General features: G+C 40.3%; 22 protein-coding genes and 1 other annotated feature. Of the genes, 21 read left to right on the top strand and 1 reads right to left on the bottom strand.

Features of this window, described 5'->3' with window-relative positions; all coding sequences use genetic code 11:
• Nucleotides 1-3: 3 nt before the first annotated feature.
• From mreC to ACQQ2I_RS13585, 15 genes are all read left to right on the top strand, one after another.
• A complete protein-coding gene (gene mreC, locus ACQQ2I_RS13655; RefSeq protein WP_431027339.1) occupies nucleotides 4-915 on the top strand; it encodes a rod shape-determining protein MreC in 912 nt (303 codons plus the stop codon).
• Nucleotides 915-1,439: a rod shape-determining protein MreD gene (mreD, locus tag ACQQ2I_RS13650; RefSeq protein ID WP_431027338.1), complete on the top strand. Its 525-nt coding sequence runs from the start codon at nucleotides 915-917 to the stop codon at nucleotides 1,437-1,439. The genes mreC and mreD overlap by 1 nt, the downstream gene beginning before the upstream one ends.
• Before the next feature lie 73 nt (nucleotides 1,440-1,512).
• On the top strand, nucleotides 1,513-2,181 hold the full coding sequence (locus ACQQ2I_RS13645) for a septum site-determining protein MinC (RefSeq protein WP_431027337.1): 669 nt from the start codon (nucleotides 1,513-1,515) through the stop codon (nucleotides 2,179-2,181).
• Between the two features lies 1 nt (nucleotide 2,182).
• Complete coding sequence (gene minD / locus ACQQ2I_RS13640; protein WP_391369324.1) at nucleotides 2,183-2,980, top strand: septum site-determining protein MinD; 798 nt, start codon at nucleotides 2,183-2,185, stop codon at nucleotides 2,978-2,980.
• Nucleotides 2,981-3,147: 167 nt separating this feature from the next.
• On the top strand, nucleotides 3,148-3,678 hold the full coding sequence (locus tag ACQQ2I_RS13635; protein WP_431027336.1) for a M23 family metallopeptidase: 531 nt from the start codon (nucleotides 3,148-3,150) through the stop codon (nucleotides 3,676-3,678).
• A complete protein-coding gene (locus tag ACQQ2I_RS13630; RefSeq protein ID WP_431027335.1) occupies nucleotides 3,671-4,285 on the top strand; it encodes a M50 family metallopeptidase in 615 nt (204 codons plus the stop codon). Before ACQQ2I_RS13635 ends, ACQQ2I_RS13630 begins: the two co-directional genes overlap by 8 nt.
• Before the next feature lie 40 nt (nucleotides 4,286-4,325).
• Nucleotides 4,326-4,409, top strand: a sequence feature (ribosomal protein L21 leader region).
• Between the two features lie 14 nt (nucleotides 4,410-4,423).
• Nucleotides 4,424-4,732, top strand: coding sequence for a 50S ribosomal protein L21 (gene rplU, locus ACQQ2I_RS13625; protein WP_293920766.1), 309 nt, complete (start codon nucleotides 4,424-4,426; stop codon nucleotides 4,730-4,732).
• Nucleotides 4,733-4,748: 16 nt separating this feature from the next.
• Entirely contained in the window at nucleotides 4,749-5,087 is a 339-nt protein-coding gene (locus tag ACQQ2I_RS13620; protein WP_431027334.1) for a ribosomal-processing cysteine protease Prp, read from the top strand.
• 19 nt (nucleotides 5,088-5,106) lie between these two features.
• Nucleotides 5,107-5,400, top strand: coding sequence for a 50S ribosomal protein L27 (gene rpmA, locus ACQQ2I_RS13615; RefSeq protein ID WP_391375923.1), 294 nt, complete (start codon nucleotides 5,107-5,109; stop codon nucleotides 5,398-5,400).
• Nucleotides 5,401-5,823: 423 nt separating this feature from the next.
• On the top strand, nucleotides 5,824-6,342 hold the full coding sequence (locus ACQQ2I_RS13610; RefSeq protein ID WP_431027333.1) for a Spo0B domain-containing protein: 519 nt from the start codon (nucleotides 5,824-5,826) through the stop codon (nucleotides 6,340-6,342).
• A gap of 12 nt (nucleotides 6,343-6,354) precedes the next feature.
• Complete coding sequence (gene obgE, locus ACQQ2I_RS13605) at nucleotides 6,355-7,644, top strand: GTPase ObgE (protein ID WP_431027332.1); 1,290 nt, start codon at nucleotides 6,355-6,357, stop codon at nucleotides 7,642-7,644.
• A 27-nt stretch (nucleotides 7,645-7,671) separates the two neighbouring features.
• Nucleotides 7,672-8,127 (top strand): ACT domain-containing protein, encoded by a 456-nt coding sequence (locus ACQQ2I_RS13600; protein ID WP_431027331.1) that lies wholly within the window; start codon nucleotides 7,672-7,674, stop codon nucleotides 8,125-8,127.
• An 84-nt stretch (nucleotides 8,128-8,211) separates the two neighbouring features.
• Nucleotides 8,212-9,090, top strand: a complete 879-nt coding sequence (pheA, locus tag ACQQ2I_RS13595; RefSeq protein WP_431027330.1) for a prephenate dehydratase — start codon at nucleotides 8,212-8,214, stop codon at nucleotides 9,088-9,090.
• Nucleotides 9,091-9,099: 9 nt separating this feature from the next.
• The gene (locus ACQQ2I_RS13590; protein WP_431027329.1) at nucleotides 9,100-9,483 is read left to right on the top strand and encodes a thiol-disulfide oxidoreductase DCC family protein; all 384 of its coding nucleotides are present in this window, start codon (nucleotides 9,100-9,102) and stop codon (nucleotides 9,481-9,483) included.
• 376 nt (nucleotides 9,484-9,859) lie between these two features.
• On the top strand, nucleotides 9,860-10,411 hold the full coding sequence (locus ACQQ2I_RS13585) for an NUDIX hydrolase (protein ID WP_431027328.1): 552 nt from the start codon (nucleotides 9,860-9,862) through the stop codon (nucleotides 10,409-10,411).
• A gap of 39 nt (nucleotides 10,412-10,450) precedes the next feature.
• Here the strand turns inward: ACQQ2I_RS13585 and ACQQ2I_RS13580 are convergent, their stop codons facing one another.
• Nucleotides 10,451-10,978: a transcription repressor NadR gene (locus ACQQ2I_RS13580; RefSeq protein ID WP_391375851.1), complete on the bottom strand. Its 528-nt coding sequence runs from the start codon at nucleotides 10,976-10,978 to the stop codon at nucleotides 10,451-10,453.
• Nucleotides 10,979-11,108: 130 nt separating this feature from the next.
• On the opposite strand from ACQQ2I_RS13580, the gene safA reads away from it, so the two are divergent.
• The 6 genes from safA (at nucleotide 11,109) to tgt (ending at nucleotide 17,073) form a co-directional block, all read left to right on the top strand.
• Nucleotides 11,109-12,200 (top strand): SafA/ExsA family spore coat assembly protein, encoded by a 1,092-nt coding sequence (safA, locus tag ACQQ2I_RS13575; RefSeq protein ID WP_431027327.1) that lies wholly within the window; start codon nucleotides 11,109-11,111, stop codon nucleotides 12,198-12,200.
• 3 nt (nucleotides 12,201-12,203) lie between these two features.
• Nucleotides 12,204-13,016, top strand: a complete 813-nt coding sequence (locus ACQQ2I_RS13570) for a phosphotransferase (RefSeq protein WP_431027326.1) — start codon at nucleotides 12,204-12,206, stop codon at nucleotides 13,014-13,016.
• A gap of 98 nt (nucleotides 13,017-13,114) precedes the next feature.
• Entirely contained in the window at nucleotides 13,115-13,735 is a 621-nt protein-coding gene (ruvA, locus tag ACQQ2I_RS13565) for a Holliday junction branch migration protein RuvA (protein ID WP_431027325.1), read from the top strand.
• Nucleotides 13,736-13,748: 13 nt separating this feature from the next.
• Nucleotides 13,749-14,753, top strand: coding sequence for a Holliday junction branch migration DNA helicase RuvB (gene ruvB / locus ACQQ2I_RS13560; RefSeq protein WP_431027324.1), 1,005 nt, complete (start codon nucleotides 13,749-13,751; stop codon nucleotides 14,751-14,753).
• Between the two features lie 19 nt (nucleotides 14,754-14,772).
• Entirely contained in the window at nucleotides 14,773-15,810 is a 1,038-nt protein-coding gene (queA, locus tag ACQQ2I_RS13555) for a tRNA preQ1(34) S-adenosylmethionine ribosyltransferase-isomerase QueA (RefSeq protein WP_431027323.1), read from the top strand.
• A gap of 117 nt (nucleotides 15,811-15,927) precedes the next feature.
• Nucleotides 15,928-17,073, top strand: coding sequence for a tRNA guanosine(34) transglycosylase Tgt (gene tgt / locus ACQQ2I_RS13550; protein WP_431027322.1), 1,146 nt, complete (start codon nucleotides 15,928-15,930; stop codon nucleotides 17,071-17,073).
• Nucleotides 17,074-17,075 lie beyond the last annotated feature (2 nt).

Here is a 17,075-nt window from a genome sequence, read left to right as displayed (position 1 = left end):
GCAATGCCACATTTTTCAAATAAAAAATTAATACTGCTTCTAGTAAGTGTAGTTTTCCTTGTGGCATTGATTAGCTTTTCATTACGTGATCGTCAAAACGCAACGTTGCCCGAACAAATAATTAAAGATACAGTTGGCTTTGCACAAGGAATTGTAGCAAAGCCGACAAATTACATAACAGGTATTTTTAGTAATATTGAATCGCTGTTAAATACGTATGAAGAAAATAAGCGATTAAAAATGCGCTTAGAGGACTTTGCTGTATTGCAAGCCAAAGTACATGATTTGGAAGCGGAAAATGCTACGTTACAAGAACTTGTCGATAAAGAAGAAAGCTTGCGCGATTATGAACCGCTTCATGCGACGGTCATTGCGAGAAACCCTGATCAATGGGAAGAGAAAATTATCTTAAATAAAGGTTCTGTACACGGTGTAGAAAAAAATATGCCCGTTATGACAGCGCGCGGTCTCATCGGAAAAATTATTCTTGTGACACCATTTACATCAGAAGTAGAACTTCTTTACACAAATAATTCAAATTATCGTGTATCTGCCCTTGTCCAAGGTGAAAAAGGGAATGTATACGGCTTAATTGAAGGATTTGATGCAGAACGCAACGAACTAATTTTAAAACGCATTGATTCAAGTCAAAAGGTGCAAGTAGGAGAACGTGTCGTATCATCTGGACTTGGAGGCATTTTCCCGAAAGGTATCCTTATCGGTGAAGTAACGGAAGTGACAACCGATGATTTCGGATTAACAAAGATGGCGTTTGTCAAACCAACAGCCGATTTTTCTTTACTTGAAGAAGTAATTATTGCGAAACGTTCAATGACGATGGTTGATGGCCAAGATGGAGACGGCACGAATGAGGACTTAACAAATGAAAATACAACAGTTGAAGGTGACGAATAATGGTAAGGTTGTTAATTCCATTCGTCGCTGTGCTGTTGTTTTTATTGGAGCCAGAGTTTTCTAAATTTTCGCCTATTCATTTCGAAAACTATACAATGTATTTAGTACCGCGTTTTTTAATTTTGTATTTAATTTTTATCTCCATTTACTATAATCGAAAACGAGCGGTTATTTATGGTTTAATATTTGGGCTCTTGTACGATGTATTTTACATTGATATTATTGGATTATATGTAGTGTTATATCCAATCATCTGTTTTTTAGCGGGTTGGACTGTTAAATTTATCCATCAACATTTAATTATTACAACAGTTTTAGCTGTTTTACTAGTTGCTGTAATGGAAGTTATTTTGTATGAATTTTTCCTACTAATTCATTTGACAACGATGCCATTTGATACGTTTTTCAATGGTCGTTTGCTACCAACAATAGGTGCAAATCTTTTATTTTTATTAATGCTTGGTTGGGCGTTTAAGTATCTGATTGATGCTCGTTTGCTTGAGCGAGAACGTAGTATGATTTAACTGCTTTCAGTAGGTATTTAAACATACGCCGAGGCGTAATTGATAAACAGAAGCGTGAGGTGTCACTCTAACTATGAAAAAGTCGTATGTCCATATTAAAGGGACAAAAAATGGACTAGTACTTAGACTTGATGATCAGTGTGCATATTCTGAACTAGTTGAAGAGCTCGAGCAGAAAGTGTCAGAAGGCGGTATTGATGGCAAAGTAGAGGTACAACTTCACTTAGGAAATCGGTATTGTACGGATTTACAAAAACAACAGCTGATTCAAGTTGTGCAAAGCACGGGGAAAATGCTTGTGTCAAGGATATTAAGCGACGTACTTACCATCGAAGAAAGCAATCAACAAGTTGCACAGCAAAAATGTGAAACGTATGTTGGCATTGTACGTTCGGGACAAATTGTTCGTACATGTGGAGATATTGTCGTGATTGGAGACGTTAATCCGAATGGTCGAATTGAAGCGGGCGGCAATATTTACGTGTTAGGTAAATTAAAAGGCATTGCTCATGCGGGGATTGACGGAAATGAAGAGGCTGTCATTACCGCAGCATTTTTTGCGCCAACACATATTCTAATCGCAGATCAAATGGAAGTGATGAGTAATGAGCAGCAATTTGTTTTAAAACATAGAGAACAGTTATGTGCGTACTTAAATTCAGAAGGTGAAATTTCTTATGGACATGTACAAGAGGTAAGAAAGATTCGCCCTTTTTTGGATACGTTTAAAGGAGGAAGCTAATGTGGGTGAAGCAATCGTAATAACTTCAGGTAAGGGCGGTGTCGGTAAAACAACAACAACTGCTAATCTTGGAACTGCATTGGCTCTTCAAGGGAAAAAAGTATGTTTAGTAGATACAGATATCGGTCTTCGAAATTTAGACGTCATACTTGGTTTAGAAAACCGTATTATTTATGATTTGGTCGATGTAGTTGAGGGGCGTTGCAAGCCGCACCAAGCGCTTGTAAAAGATAAGCGTGTCGATGAAAAACTATTTTTATTACCAGCTGCTCAAACGACAGATAAAAATGCAGTAACAACAGAGCAGATGAAGAGTTTAATAGAGGACTTAAAGCGGGAGTTTGATTATGTATTAATTGACTGCCCAGCAGGTATTGAACAAGGGTATCGGAATGCTGTTGCAGGAGCGGATCGGGCAATTGTTGTGACGACACCTGAAATTTCGGCGGTACGAGATGCCGACCGGATTATCGGACTACTTGAGCAAGAGCCGATTGAACCGCCGAAGTTAATCATTAACCGTATTCGTAAACATTTAATGGATAGCGGTGATACGATGGATATTACAGAAGTAACAGCGCATTTATCTATTGATTTATTAGGTATTATTATTGATAGTGAGGATGTTATTAGCTTTTCTAACAAGGGAGAGCCTATTGTAATGGATCCAAATAATAAAGCATCGTTAGGCTACCGTAATATTGCCCGTCGTATTTTAGGAGAATCAGTACCTCTAATGGCGCTTGAGGAAGAGCGTAAAGGCATGTTGGCAAAAATTAAATCGATTTTTAGTAAATAAACATAAAAATTACTCGTAAAGGTTTTAATTTACGAGTAATTTTTTTTGCGAAATTTTAGGGCTATCGGCAAAGATGCAACAACATCTCGGCCTAATTTGCTCGAGATGTTGTTTTGTAATGGTATCGACTTTTCTGATAATTCATATAGTATAAAAAGGATGGTGGCATGAAAGCATGGCAATGGCTAACTTCGCTTGCTCTATGTATTGTCATATATATCGGATTAAATAGTTCAAATGAATCTGTCAGGCAATTCATTACAAGCGTTGTGTATAGTACAGAGCACATGACAGTGATGCGAAATACAGTGAATGAATTATTTTCTGATGGCGAAGTCGTGGAAGTTGCTTCGACGAATCAAAAAGTTCTTGTAAAATTCGTTGCTATTAAGCGGTACGATCAAGGGTTTAAGTTATCGTATGAAGACCCAATTACCATTACGGCAACGCAGTCAGGTGTAATGGTTTACACTGGGCATACGGCACGAACGGGAAAGGTAATTTCGATATCTTATGATGATGGGTATACTGTGACGTATGGTTTTATTGATGACTTCTATCATTTACCGTATAGTACAGTTGCACAGGGTGAAGTGATTGCGATGAAGGAACAAGGGGAACTATTTATTCAAATCGAAAAAAATGGTCGCGTACTAAGTTTGGAAGAGACGGTCGAGTGGATTAAGGATCATGGCTAAGATAAAAATTCATCCAGTATTTTTGATGATGCTATTGCTATGGGCGTTGAGCGGAAACATTGCACAATACTTCCTTGTCCTCGTGTCACTTCTTTGGCATGAGGCAGGGCATCTTCTCATTGCTAAACTAGTAGGTGTAAAAGTAAAGGATGTCACGCTATTGCCATTCGGGGCACGTATACAATTTTTTAAAGGACAGGCTATTTCTTATACAGCACTTATATGGATTGCGATCGGCGGTCCGATTTTTACATTGCTTGCCTATTTGATAAGTCCTCTTATCCCATCATTATTTCAAAAAGATTTTGCGACGATTCAATTAGTTCTGCTATGCGTTAATCTTTTACCAATCTACCCGCTTGATGGTGGACAAATCCTTTGTAATAGTTTACTAAAATTCAGACCTAAAAAGGCGATTTATGAGGGGTATCTATCTATTTCTTTATGTTTAATAACAATAGCGGTGGGCGCAATGTTACTAATGCTACCACAATCTATTTTTTTCGTTATGTTAAGTCTGCTCTTGTGGAGTGAAATACTAGATGAATGGCGATTCCGAAAATATCGGTCAGCATTTGAAAAAGTTATTATGAATCGGTTGACTTAACCATCAGGGCATGATAGTATTTTAATGTTATTGTTTGTAGCACCCGCTACAACCGCACTGGTAAGGTGCCTAAGTATCACAGAAGGTGATCACCTTTCAATAACAGGCGAGTCTTAGTCTAAGAGGAGGTGCATTTTAATGTACGCAATTATCGAAACTGGTGGTAAACAAATCAAAGTTGAAGCAGGTCAAGAAATCTATGTTGAAAAACTAGGTGTGGCTGCTGACGAAATCGTAACGTTTGACAAAGTTTTATTCGTAGGTGGAGAAACAGTTAAAGTTGGTGCTCCAACTGTTGCTGGTGCAACTGTTACAGCGAAAGTTGTAAAAGAAGGTCGCGCTAAGAAAATCACTGTTTTCAAAATGAAAGCGAAGAAAAACTACCGTCGTAAACAAGGTCACCGTCAACCATACACTAAATTAGTTGTTGAAGCAATCAACGCTTAATTTTGAGGTGAACCGGATGATTACGGTAACTATTTATAGCGATGAAAATCGTAAATCGTATGGATTTGAAATCTCAGGTCACGCACTTTCAGATGTTTATGGTCGTGATTTAGTATGTGCTGGTGCATCTGCTGTTTCTTTTGGTGCAGTAAATGCGATTCATCATATTACAGGAATCGAACCACAGATTGAACAAGGTGCTGAAGGTGGTTACTTAAAAGTAATGTTACCTAATGACTTGGATGCTGAAACAGACGACAAATTACAAGTAATTTTGAATACTATGGTTACACAATTTTACACGATGACTGCTAGTTATTCAGATTATATCGAATTAAAATATAAAATGGTGTAGGAGGTGGAACATAATGGAAATGTTATTAACATTAGATCTTCAGTTCTTCGCATCTAAAAAAGGTGTAGGTTCTACAAAAAACGGACGTGATTCTGAAGCAAAACGTCTTGGCGCAAAACGTGCTGACGGCCAATTCGTAACTGGTGGTTCAATTCTTTACCGTCAACGCGGTACAAAAATTTACCCAGGTACAAACGTAGGTCGTGGTGGTGACGATACTTTATTCGCGAAAGTTGATGGCGTTGTAAAATTCGAACGCATGGGCCGCGATAAAAAGAAAGTATCTGTATACCCAGTAGCTCAAGAAGCATAATCTTGTAAATAAAGAGTAATTCTTGAAAGTGTAGACAAAGTCAATATTTGACTTTGTCTACACGTATTTTTAGATAACTCTTGAACATATTGTTCATGCTGTCTTGAAAACGCTTGCCATACAAGGGCGCGTAGCCGAGGGAAGACGCGAGGTTCATGAGCGGACAAACGAGGCAAGTATCAACAGCCTGAGGGGGGGGTGTCCAGAAAGTGAAAACTTTCCGGACACCCCCTTCACTTCTTGATACATATCTACTAAGAAATATTGGTTCGGTGGTGGTCGTAAAGGAGTCACCTTAAAATGTCTTTTCAGACGGCTTCTTTTTTTGAATGAAGATTGAACTGTTCTAAGTATTACGTTTTAAAGGAAATGTCGAATAAAAATTGTTATACTATGTAAGATAACTTTATTGGAGTGAATAAAATGACGGAACAATCTTTAACGGTACAACAAGTATTACGTTATGCAAACCATGATTTTTTAAATCACCTTCATTTAATTAAGATGAACCTTGACTTAGAGCGTATTGAGGAAGCAAAGGAGCTTATTCAGGACATTGTTGCCCAATGTCAAAATGTCTCTCAGTTAAATAAAATTGGTCTGCCAAAGATGGTTGAATACTTGCAGACGTTAAGATGGCGTTATCCTGAATTTCAAATGGAGTTCTCTACCAATATAACAAAAGCTTTAAACGAACAATGGGACGAGCTAATTGTTCAATACTTGGAAGAAACAATCCTTCATGTGTATGACCGGTTAGATCCTTTTTCGGAACAACAGCTACAAATCGATATTGTAGGTGCTGGGGATGAATTTGAAATTGCTGTTCATTTTACAGGACAGTTTAACGAGGCACTACATTTTAATAAGGAATTAAATGCATTGCAAATACAAACGTTGGAACAAACGACAACGTCTTGGAAGTTTGTTATGCAAAATTAGGGAGTGAACGGTATGTTTGTAGATCACGTTAAGATTTATGTAAAAGGTGGAGACGGCGGAGATGGTATGGTAGCCTTCCGTCGTGAAAAATATGTACCAAATGGTGGACCAGCTGGTGGAGATGGCGGTCACGGTGGGAATGTTGTGTTTGAGGTAGAAGAGGGCTTACGTACGTTAATGGACTTCCGCTACAAACGCCACTTTAAGGCTGAACGCGGTGAGCACGGTATGAGTAAAGGCATGCACGGTCGTAAAGCAGAAGATTTCATCGTAAAAGTGCCACCAGGAACGGTTGTAATCAATGCTGAAACAAAAGCTGTTATTGCAGATTTAGTAGAGCATGGTCAACGTGCAGTCATTGCGAAAGCAGGGCGAGGTGGCCGTGGTAACTCACGTTTTGCAACGCCGGCAAATCCAGCACCAGAGCTTGCTGAAAAAGGTGAACCGGGTCAAGAATTAGATGTTATTTTAGAATTAAAGGTATTAGCAGATGTTGGTTTAGTTGGATTCCCATCAGTTGGGAAATCAACACTTTTATCTGTTGTATCCGCTGCAAAACCAAAAATTGGTGCATACCATTTCACAACAATCGTACCAAACTTAGGAATGGTTGAGACAGAAGATGGTCGTTCATTTGCTATGGCAGATTTACCAGGGTTAATCGAAGGCGCTCACCAAGGCGTGGGCCTAGGAATGCAATTTTTACGTCATATTGAGCGTACACGTGTTATCGTGCATGTCGTGGATATGAGCGGCATAGAAGGGCGCGATCCGTATGAAGATTACGTAACGATTAACAACGAATTAGAGCAATATAATTTACGTTTAACAGAGCGTCCACAACTAGTTGTAGCCAATAAAATGGATATGCCGAATGCGGAAGAAAATTTAGAAGAGTTCAAGAAAAAAGTTGGTCCGGATGTGAAAGTCTTCCCAATTTCAGCTGTTTCTCGCCAAGGGTTAAAACCGCTATTATTTGAAATTGCAGATTTACTAGAAGTGACACCTGAATTCCAATTACATGAAGTGGAAGAAGAAGAATCGGACGCAACAGTTCTGTATAAACATGAATCGAAGAAAGACAACTTTGAAATTACACGTGATGACGATGGTGCATGGATTCTTTCTGGTGGTTCAATTGAGCGCCTATTTAAGATGACAGACTTTAGCCGTGAAGACGGTATTCGTCGTTTTGCGCGCCAATTACGTGCAATGGGTGTTGATGAAGCATTACGTGAACGTGGGGCCAAAGATGGCGATACAGTTCGCTTACTAGAATTTGAATTTGAATTTATTGATTAAGGTTTTGAAAAGTGCGGGGGGAAAATTATGAAAAACGTTGCAAATCAACGATATTATTTAGTGCGTGAAGACGTACTGACAGACGCAATGCAAAAAACTTTAGAAGCAAAGCAATTGCTTCAAAGTGGACAGGTTGCTTCCATTTGGGACGCTGTGAAAGAAGTCGATTTATCACGGAGTGCCTTTTATAAATATCGCGATGCCGTTTTTCCTTTCCACTCCATTGTGAAAGAGCGTATTTTAACTGTGTTTATCCAATTACAGGATCGAAAAGGTGCATTAGCAAAGCTACTTGAAATGGTATCAGATGCACATTGTAATGTATTAACGATTCATCAAACGATTCCCATTCAGGGGCGTGCAAACGTGACATTATCATTGGATGTGACGAGTATGACGGATGAATTAGATGACTTAATGCGAAGTTTAAAGCATTTAGATTTTGTAGAGGCTGCTGAGGTTATTAGCTCAGGTGCTTTATAACAGAGTAGAGCGCACTATTGCGCTCTCTCTTTTTACATAGCATTAACTGAAAATTTAGAAATGAAAGTGTTTGGAGGATTGGATATGACGGTAGGAGAGCAATGGGGAAAACGGATTGCCTATTTAGGACCAGAAGCGTCATTTACGTATTTAGCGGCGAAAGGATTATTTGAAAATGAGTGGTTGATCCCATGCACAACGATTCCAGAATGTATTGAGGCTGTAGCAGAGGGGAAAGTGGATTTAGCTGTTGTACCAATTGAAAATGCGTTAGAAGGATCCGTCCCGCTGACGGTAGATTATTTATTTCATGAGGCAACGCTTTTTGTCACAGCGGAAGTATTATCTAAAATACAGCAACACTTAATGGTACATAAAAACCAAGTAAATAATTGGCGCAATGTTCATGCGATTTATTCGCATCCACATGCTCTTGCACAGTGTCATAAATACTTATTTTATAATTTCAGCAGTGTGCCATTACATCAATATTCTTCAACGGCAGCAGCGGCTAAACTTGTATCAGAATCACCAGATGAATGTATTGCGGCAATCGGTAACTCGTCTGCCGCGGAGAAATACGGATTAGAAATTGTAGAGAAAAATATTCACGACTTTCATTTTAACCATACACGCTTCTTCGTGTTATCGAAGCAAAATTTACGCTTACCGAAAGAAGAAGCGACAAGTGGTCCGAAAACAACCTTTATGATAACGTTACCGGAAGATGATGTTTCGGGGTCATTGCATCAAGTGCTTTCTGTCTTTGCTTGGCGCAAATTAAATTTAAGTAAAATCGAATCACGTCCATTAAAAACAGGACTCGGTGATTACTTCTTTATTATTGATGTGTCAGCAGATGAGCATGAACCGATGATGAAAGGTGCTGTAGAGGAGCTAAATGCACTTGGTTGCTCTGTCAAATCACTTGGTACATACTATACGTATAACACACCAGAATGAGGGGATTAAATGCGCATCATTTTGTTCGATGGTGTATGCAATGTTTGTGATGCCAGTGTGCAGTTTATTTTAAAACGGGACGGAGGGGTCTTTCGTTTTGCTTCTTTGCAAAGTGAAGTAGGGCAGCAGCTTGTGAAACAATATCACCTTCAAGGGATTGATAGTGTCGTGCTAATTGAGCATCATCAAGCGTACACAAAGTCAACAGCCGCCCTTCGAATCGCGAAATATTTGCAAGGATTTTGGAGGTTTTTGTATATTGCAATCATATTGCCGCGTCCTATACGGGATAGACTTTATACGTTTGTTGCTAAAAATCGTTATAAGTGGTTTGGACAAAAAGAAGTATGCATGCTCCCTTCAAAAGAACAGCAGACGCGTTTTTTGTCGTGATATAATGGCTGTATTAAGGTTCAATACTAGAATCTGTTCTTGATATTGATCTAAAAGCACATGCAGTGAAGGGCGGCGAGTGTAGCTGACGGCATTCGCCTTTCGCTACAGAGCAATGTTTTTCTGCACCGGAAGTGAAGCGGCAGGTGCAAAGCTTCCTGCGGGGGAAGTGGGCAAAGGCTAAAGTCGCCACGTCCTGTGGCAACGCCTTTGTGAGCAACATCGTGTTGCCCCGAGCTGAAGACCCCACAGACGAGCATTTGCGAGTCGAGGAGGATGAAGCCAAGCCCGCGGAAAGCGTCCGCCCGTAACGGAATGTGTGGTCAAGTACATATTTTGGTGAAGAGTCTTTATTAACATAAAAGGTGGGCAATGTATGTGGCAAGAGCAATTAATGAATTATCAACCATTTAATGAGCAAGAAATGGCAGATAAGCAAATCATCATGAAATGCCTGACAACGTTTGACGATATTTTAACGCGCGAAAATGAAGTAGCACATATGACATGTTCAGGGTTTGTAGTCAATAAAGCACGGACAAAAGTACTTATGGTACATCATAATATTTATAATTCGTGGAGTTGGACAGGCGGGCATGCAGACGGGGAAACCGATTTTTTAGCGGTTGCGCTTCGAGAAGTGCAAGAAGAGACGGGTGTATTGAATTTACAACCAGTCATAACTGATATTTTTTCCCTCGATGTATTAACGGTTATTGGGCATGTGAAGAAGGGGAAATTTATTTCACCACATCTCCATTTAAATGTTACATATTTAATTGAAGCCGATGATGCACAAGCATTGACGATTGCAGAAGAGGAAAATAGCGGAGTAGCTTGGTTACCAATTGATCAGTTGGATGAATATTCAAACGAAGAGCATATGAAGCCGATTTATCATAAAATAATTGACAAGATAAAAGCATAAAATAGGGCGGTCTCGTATTTGTTTGAGACTGCCCTATTTTTAGTTTTCGATTAAGTATCCCTTTTCACGAAGGCTTGCCTCTGCTTTATCCAAAAGTGCTTCACTTGGGGCAGAAATAACATGCAAGTGGGTACCATCTGTTAGAGCTGATAGGAAGCTTGCTTTTGTTTGTTCAAGCTTTTCTAGAAACAGATCGACCTCAACACGGTTGGATACTAAAATGGAGGCGGTAATTTCGCCATAAACAGGATGTTCAATAAGAACATTTTGAATCGTTACACCACAGTCAACGATAGTATACATTTCATCACGTGTCTCATCTGCAGTGTGCATGCACACAATTTTGCGTTCATAGGAAGCGGTGCTTTGTTCTTTCATATACAAGTAGCCCTGACTCGTCGCCACGATGGGCTCATTACGCGCCTTTAATAAATTCATATCATTCACAACAACTTGGCGTGATACATTTGCGTGTTTGGCTAAATCTGTTCCTGTAATCGGTCCATTTTGTTGTTTTAATAGATTTAAAAGTTCGAGACGGCGCTCTTCTCCTAGCATTTTCTTCATCTAAATCACCTCTAAATGTCAAAAAACATTTGTTGTAAGCATAGTGTATCATGATAGCTGTCTTTCCGCGCGAAATTTGTGTCGTTTTTTATAGGTAGGCATATGCTATAGCGAGAAAAGGAGGCAATCGATGCGAGTTCATATTGTGCAAAAAGGTGATACATTATGGAAAATCGCGAAACAGTATGGCATTGGTTTTGATGAGTTAAAAAGACTAAATGCGCAACTAGCGAATCCTGATTATATTGTGCCGGGAATGGAAATTTTCTTACCGGAAGCTGCTACAGGGACTAAGAAAGAGGAAGTCCAAAGTGCCAAAACGAAGGTTGTGCCAAGCGTTGAAGAAAAAGAAACAGAATGGAAACCGGTTAAAGAATTGCCGCTTGTAGAGGAGTCCATGGAGGCAGAAATGTATCAACCAACTTATAATCCAGCCGCAATGATGCCGCCACAATGGTGCGTGTCCTGTATGTCACCACAACAACCGCCCATTTATCAACAAACGATTTATCAACAACCGATGTATCCGCAGGTAATTTATCAACCACCAATGATGCCGCAGTTCATGCCAGAGCAACCGATGATGCCACAACAGCCAATGATGCCGCAGTTCATGCCAGAACAACCGATGATGCCGCAACAGCCAATGCCACAACAACCAGTAATGCCAGAGCAACCGGTATATAAGGAAATGATGGAGGAAGAATCTGTACATGAGCAACCAATGGATGAGGAATCTGTACATGAACAACCAATGTACCAGCAACCGATGTATGAACAACAGATGTGGCAACAACCAACATGGCAACAACCAATGTGTTGGTCACCGATGATGCATCATCAATCAATGTGCTGTCAACCAATGCACCAACAGCCAATGCATGATCCATCTATGTGGCAACAGCCAATGCATGACCCTTCGATGTGGCAACAACCGATGTGGCAACAACCAATGCATGACCCATCCATGTGGCAACAACCGATGTGGCAGCAGCCAATGCATGACCCTTCGATGTGGCAACAACCAATGCAACATCCGTCCATGTGGCAACCAGTCCCTTGTCAGCAACCAGTAGATGCCTGTGAACAAACTCGTCCACAATGTGAGGATAAGGACCAGCAAGTACAAGGTTATTATCAAGATATGAGACCAATTGAACAACACACACAACCACCCTTCAACCCGTATTGTCATCCCTGTCAACAGCCGCCTTGGCGTTAAGAGATGCAGCTAAAAGAAAATTGTTGGCGCTATGATACGGAAAAGGGTGCATTTTTCGTAAAATACTATGACGATGCATTTATTGCGGATAAGGTACGCTTTATTCATAAAAAGCTAATGAAAAATCATTTTCCATATATTGCACCGATCACCTCTCAAAAGAGTACACCATATATCGTGCATCAATGGGTACATGGTAGACCCGCGAACTACGAAAAAATGGAGGATCGTACGAAATCATTAGAGATGTTAAAAGCTCTTCATGAAACGAATGTTCTATGGAAAGATGCTTTACTTCCAAGACAAGATTTACTAAAAAAATGGGAAGTAAGATTTGCTCGATTTAAAAATAACGAAAAAGAGCTGCTCCCTTTAATGGGAAAGGATTTTTATACAATTTCGAATATGACGGAGCAGGCGCTTAGAAAAATAGATGCTAGTAAAACTTCCAAGTTCACATTGCTTCATGGAGATGTCGTACATCATAATTTTTTGCTTGGTGATCAGCCTGCAATAATTGATTTCGATTTAGCGTGCCTTGGTGATCCTGCTGACGAAGTGATTTTATGGATGCATCGTGTATTACCTCATGTAAATTATGATATATATGCATTATTGAATGAACAACCGTATACAGAAATAACCCGACAAAAAAGGAATTATTTATTATATCCAAATGAATTGCTACGGGAATGGCTTTATTTATTGCAAGTGAATGATGCGCAGAAAGAACAGCTATTGCAATATGTGCGACCATTCACGAACCAAGCATTACAAATGTGGCCAGTCTTAATGAAACAAATTTATAAAATGTAAATGATCACATGAACCGTCAACTATTTGGCGGTTTTTTGTTCGGGAAAAAGGCGAACAGTATGATATAATATACAGGTTGAATGTGAGGGGAATAGCAAATGTATGATTATGTAAAAGGACAAGTTACACGTATTACACCGGAATATATCGCGTTAGAGGTGCAAAACATCGGCTATCAATTATTTACACCAAATCCTTATGCTTTTCGAGTAAATGAGCAAATACAGCTAGTATATGTACATATGCATGTGAGAGAAGATGCTCATACATTATACGGTTTTACGAGCTTAGAGCAACGTGAATTATTCCGTAAACTGATCCAAGTATCAGGGATTGGACCAAAAGGAGCTTTAGCCATTTTAGCTTCGGGGGCACCAACGCATGTAATCCAAGCGATTGAGATGGAAGATGAAGCCTTTTTAGTGAAGTTTCCAGGTGTAGGAAAAAAAACAGCACGCCAAATGATTTTGGATTTAAAGGGCAAACTAGGGACATTAATGGATGTAGTAGAGCTACCAAGCACAGAGGACGAGCTGCCGCTATTTGGGATGAATCCGTATGGGCATGAACTAGAAGAAGCAATGTTAGCGCTCATTGCTCTCGGTTACTCCGAAAAGGAGCTTGCCAAAGTAAAACCTCAGCTGGAAGAGGATGAAGCTTTAACGACAACAGATGCATATATGAAGCAGGCATTAAAAGTATTATTGAAAATGAAGTAGGAGGGAACGAGCGATGACAGATCGTTTATTATCAAGTGAATCGAACGCTTTTGATGAACAATTTGAATTATCACTACGACCTCAACGGCTTTCCCAATATATCGGTCAGCAGCAAGTAAAGGACAATTTAAAAGTTTTTATCGAAGCAGCGAAAATGCGAGAGGAAAGTCTTGACCATGTGTTATTATATGGTCCTCCGGGGCTAGGGAAAACAACGCTAGCGGCTGTTATCGCGAATGAAATGGGCGTGAATATTAAAATGACGAGCGGTCCTGCTATCGAACGTCCGGGTGATTTAGCGGCCATTTTAAGTTCACTTGAGCCGGGCGATGTCCTTTTTATAGACGAAATTCACCGTCTGCCACGCGCCATCGAAGAAGTGCTTTATCCAGCAATGGAAGATTTTTGTTTAGATATTGTGATTGGTAAAGGACCAGAAGCGCGTTCTGTTCGACTGGATTTACCACCGTTTACATTAGTCGGTGCAACGACACGTGTAGGAGCGTTATCGGCACCGCTTCGTGACCGTTTTGGTGTCCACCTACGCTTAGAATATTATGATGAGGAGTCGCTTGCTCACATTGTGGTTAGAAGTGGACACTTATTTAACGTAGAAATTGATGACCAAGCGGCTTACGAGATGGCACGTCGTTCGCGGGGGACACCCCGTATTGCCAATCGTCTGCTAAAACGTGTGCGCGATTATGCACAAGTGCTAGGGGACGGGACAATTACGCTTGCTTTAGCAAAACAAGCACTTGAACTATTGCAAGTAGATCCTCGCGGCTTAGATCACATTGACCATAAATTAATGATTGCACTCATTGAACGCTTTACAGGTGGTCCGGTTGGCTTAGATACGATTTCTGCGTCCATTGGGGAAGAACGCATTACGATTGAGGAAGTGTATGAGCCGTATTTATTGCAAATTGGCTTTATGCAACGAACACCAAGAGGGCGCGTCGCAACAAATTTAGCGTATGAGCATTTTGGCTATGCGTACCCACAACAAAATTAAACGATAGGAAGTTACAAAGATGAAAGTAGAAGATTTTGATTTTTACTTACCTGAAGAATTGATTGCTCAAACACCGCTTCTTGACCGAACAGCGAGTCGTTTAATGGTTGTCAATCCACATACAAAAGAAGTAGAGCACCATCAATTTGCTCATATTGTCCATGAATTACAGGCAGGCGATTGTCTCGTACTAAATGATACACGTGTACTACCAGCACGTCTTATGGGGACAAAAGAAGATACGGGGGCCAACATTGAATTGCTTCTGTTGAAACAAACGAATGAAGACGAATGGGAAACACTTGTCAAGCCTGCGAAGCGCGTAAAAGTAGGAACGGTTGTGACATTCGGTGATGGCTTATTAAAAGCGACATGTACGGGTATGCTAGAGCATGGGGGACGTACGTTTACATTTGAATATGACGGCATTTTTTATGAGATTTTAGATCAGCTTGGTGAGATGCCGCTACCTCCGTATATTCGTGAAAAATTAGATGATCAAGACCGTTATCAAACGGTATATGCCCGTGAGCGCGGTTCAGCTGCAGCACCGACAGCAGGTCTTCATTTTACAGAAGACTTGCTCGAGCAAATTAAAGCAAAAGGTGTTGAAGTCGTGTTCGTGACATTACACGTTGGACTTGGCACATTCCGTCCTGTCAGTGTAGATTCAATCGAAGAACATGATATGCATTCTGAATTTTATAGTGTGACAGAGGAAGCGGCACAAACGATTAACCGAGTAAAACAAGCAGGTGGTCGTGTTATTTCAGTTGGGACAACTTCTACGCGTACGCTTGAAACGATTGCGAGTAAATATAACGGGGAAATTCGAGCAGAGCAAGGTTGGACAAATATTTTCATTTACCCTGGTTATGAATATAAAGCGATTGACGGGCTTATTACAAACTTCCATTTGCCAAAGTCTACGCTGGTGATGCTTGTCAGTGCATTAGCCGGAAAGGAAACGATTTTATCGGCATATGAGGAGGCAGTTAAGGAGCGTTACCGCTTCTTTAGCTTTGGCGATGCGATGTTTATCCGTCCGAAGAAATAGTTTGCAAAACGTTGTCAGACCACCTAAAATTAATACTTATGTGCCTGTTACCAATATGTAACGGGGCATTAGATTCGAAGTACTGTTTTTACTTTAGAAATGAGAGGACTTTTATTTATGACACAACCACCAATTCGTTACGAATTAATTAAAACTTGTGCCCAAACAGGTGCGCGCCTTGGGATTGTGCACACGCCACACGGATCGTTTGAAACCCCAACGTTTATGCCAGTTGGGACACAAGCAACAGTAAAAGCGATGAGCCCAGAAGAGTTAAAAGAAATGAATGCAGGGATTATCCTATCCAATACGTATCACTTATGGCTACGTCCAGGCAATGATATCGTCAAAGAAGCGGGCGGATTGCATCAATTTATGAATTGGGATCGTCCGATTTTAACAGATTCAGGCGGTTTCCAAGTGTTTTCACTTAGCCAATTCCGTAAAATTGAAGAGGAAGGCGTTCATTTCCGTAATCACTTAAATGGCGATAAATTATTTTTATCTCCTGAAAAAGCGATGGAAATTCAAAATGACCTTGGTTCAGATATTATGATGGCGTTTGATGAATGTCCACCGTTTCCAGCGACGTATGAGTATATGCTAGCGTCTGTGGATCGTACAACACGCTGGGCAAAACGTTGTAAAGAAGCACACCAGCGCCCAGATGAGCAAGGTTTATTTGGGATTATTCAAGGTGGAGAATATGAAGACTTGCGTCGTCGTTCAGCAGAAGCGTTAGTGGAGCTTGATTTCCCAGGTTATGCAATCGGAGGTTTATCCGTTGGGGAGCCAAAAGACATCATGAACAAAGTATTAGACTTTACAGCACCATTAATGCCAGCAGACAAGCCGCGTTATTTAATGGGTGTTGGTTCACCCGATTCACTTATTGACGGTTCTATCCGCGGGATTGATATGTTCGACTGTGTATTGCCAACGCGAATTGCCCGTAACGGTACATTAATGACATCAGAAGGACGTATGGTCATTAAAAACGCGAAATATGCACGTGACTTCCGTCCAATTGATGAAACATGCGACTGCTACACATGTAAAAACTATACACGTGCTTATGTCCGTCATTTATTACGCACGGAAGAAACATTCGGTCTACGTTTAACATCGTATCATAACCTACGCTTCTTAATTAAGCTAATGGAAGATGTGCGTCAAGCGATTCGAGAAGATCGTCTTGGGGACTTTAAAGAAGAATTTTTCGAGAAATACGGTTATAATAAACCGGATGCGAAGAATTTCTAATC

Source organism: Lysinibacillus sp. LZ02 (assembly GCF_050613145.1).
GTDB lineage: Bacteria > Bacillota > Bacilli > Bacillales_A > Planococcaceae > Lysinibacillus_B.
The sequence above is the reverse complement of the archived record's forward strand: the minus strand, read 5'-3'. Positions and strand labels throughout refer to the sequence as shown.

Coding starts and splice junctions, on each gene's coding strand:
- mreC (WP_431027339.1), top strand. CDS start 4: ATGCCACATTTTTCAAATAAAAAATTAATACTGCTTCTAGTAAGTGTA.
- mreD (WP_431027338.1), top strand. CDS start 915: ATGGTAAGGTTGTTAATTCCATTCGTCGCTGTGCTGTTGTTTTTATTG.
- ACQQ2I_RS13645 (WP_431027337.1), top strand. CDS start 1,513: ATGAAAAAGTCGTATGTCCATATTAAAGGGACAAAAAATGGACTAGTA.
- ACQQ2I_RS13635 (WP_431027336.1), top strand. CDS start 3,148: ATGAAAGCATGGCAATGGCTAACTTCGCTTGCTCTATGTATTGTCATA.
- ACQQ2I_RS13630 (WP_431027335.1), top strand. CDS start 3,671: ATGGCTAAGATAAAAATTCATCCAGTATTTTTGATGATGCTATTGCTA.
- rplU (WP_293920766.1), top strand. CDS start 4,424: ATGTACGCAATTATCGAAACTGGTGGTAAACAAATCAAAGTTGAAGCA.
- ACQQ2I_RS13620 (WP_431027334.1), top strand. CDS start 4,749: ATGATTACGGTAACTATTTATAGCGATGAAAATCGTAAATCGTATGGA.
- rpmA (WP_391375923.1), top strand. CDS start 5,107: ATGTTATTAACATTAGATCTTCAGTTCTTCGCATCTAAAAAAGGTGTA.
- ACQQ2I_RS13610 (WP_431027333.1), top strand. CDS start 5,824: ATGACGGAACAATCTTTAACGGTACAACAAGTATTACGTTATGCAAAC.
- obgE (WP_431027332.1), top strand. CDS start 6,355: ATGTTTGTAGATCACGTTAAGATTTATGTAAAAGGTGGAGACGGCGGA.
- ACQQ2I_RS13600 (WP_431027331.1), top strand. CDS start 7,672: ATGAAAAACGTTGCAAATCAACGATATTATTTAGTGCGTGAAGACGTA.
- pheA (WP_431027330.1), top strand. CDS start 8,212: ATGACGGTAGGAGAGCAATGGGGAAAACGGATTGCCTATTTAGGACCA.
- ACQQ2I_RS13590 (WP_431027329.1), top strand. CDS start 9,100: ATGCGCATCATTTTGTTCGATGGTGTATGCAATGTTTGTGATGCCAGT.
- ACQQ2I_RS13585 (WP_431027328.1), top strand. CDS start 9,860: ATGTGGCAAGAGCAATTAATGAATTATCAACCATTTAATGAGCAAGAA.
- ACQQ2I_RS13580 (WP_391375851.1), bottom strand. CDS start 10,978: ATGAAGAAAATGCTAGGAGAAGAGCGCCGTCTCGAACTTTTAAATCTA.
- safA (WP_431027327.1), top strand. CDS start 11,109: ATGCGAGTTCATATTGTGCAAAAAGGTGATACATTATGGAAAATCGCG.
- ACQQ2I_RS13570 (WP_431027326.1), top strand. CDS start 12,204: ATGCAGCTAAAAGAAAATTGTTGGCGCTATGATACGGAAAAGGGTGCA.
- ruvA (WP_431027325.1), top strand. CDS start 13,115: ATGTATGATTATGTAAAAGGACAAGTTACACGTATTACACCGGAATAT.
- ruvB (WP_431027324.1), top strand. CDS start 13,749: ATGACAGATCGTTTATTATCAAGTGAATCGAACGCTTTTGATGAACAA.
- queA (WP_431027323.1), top strand. CDS start 14,773: ATGAAAGTAGAAGATTTTGATTTTTACTTACCTGAAGAATTGATTGCT.
- tgt (WP_431027322.1), top strand. CDS start 15,928: ATGACACAACCACCAATTCGTTACGAATTAATTAAAACTTGTGCCCAA.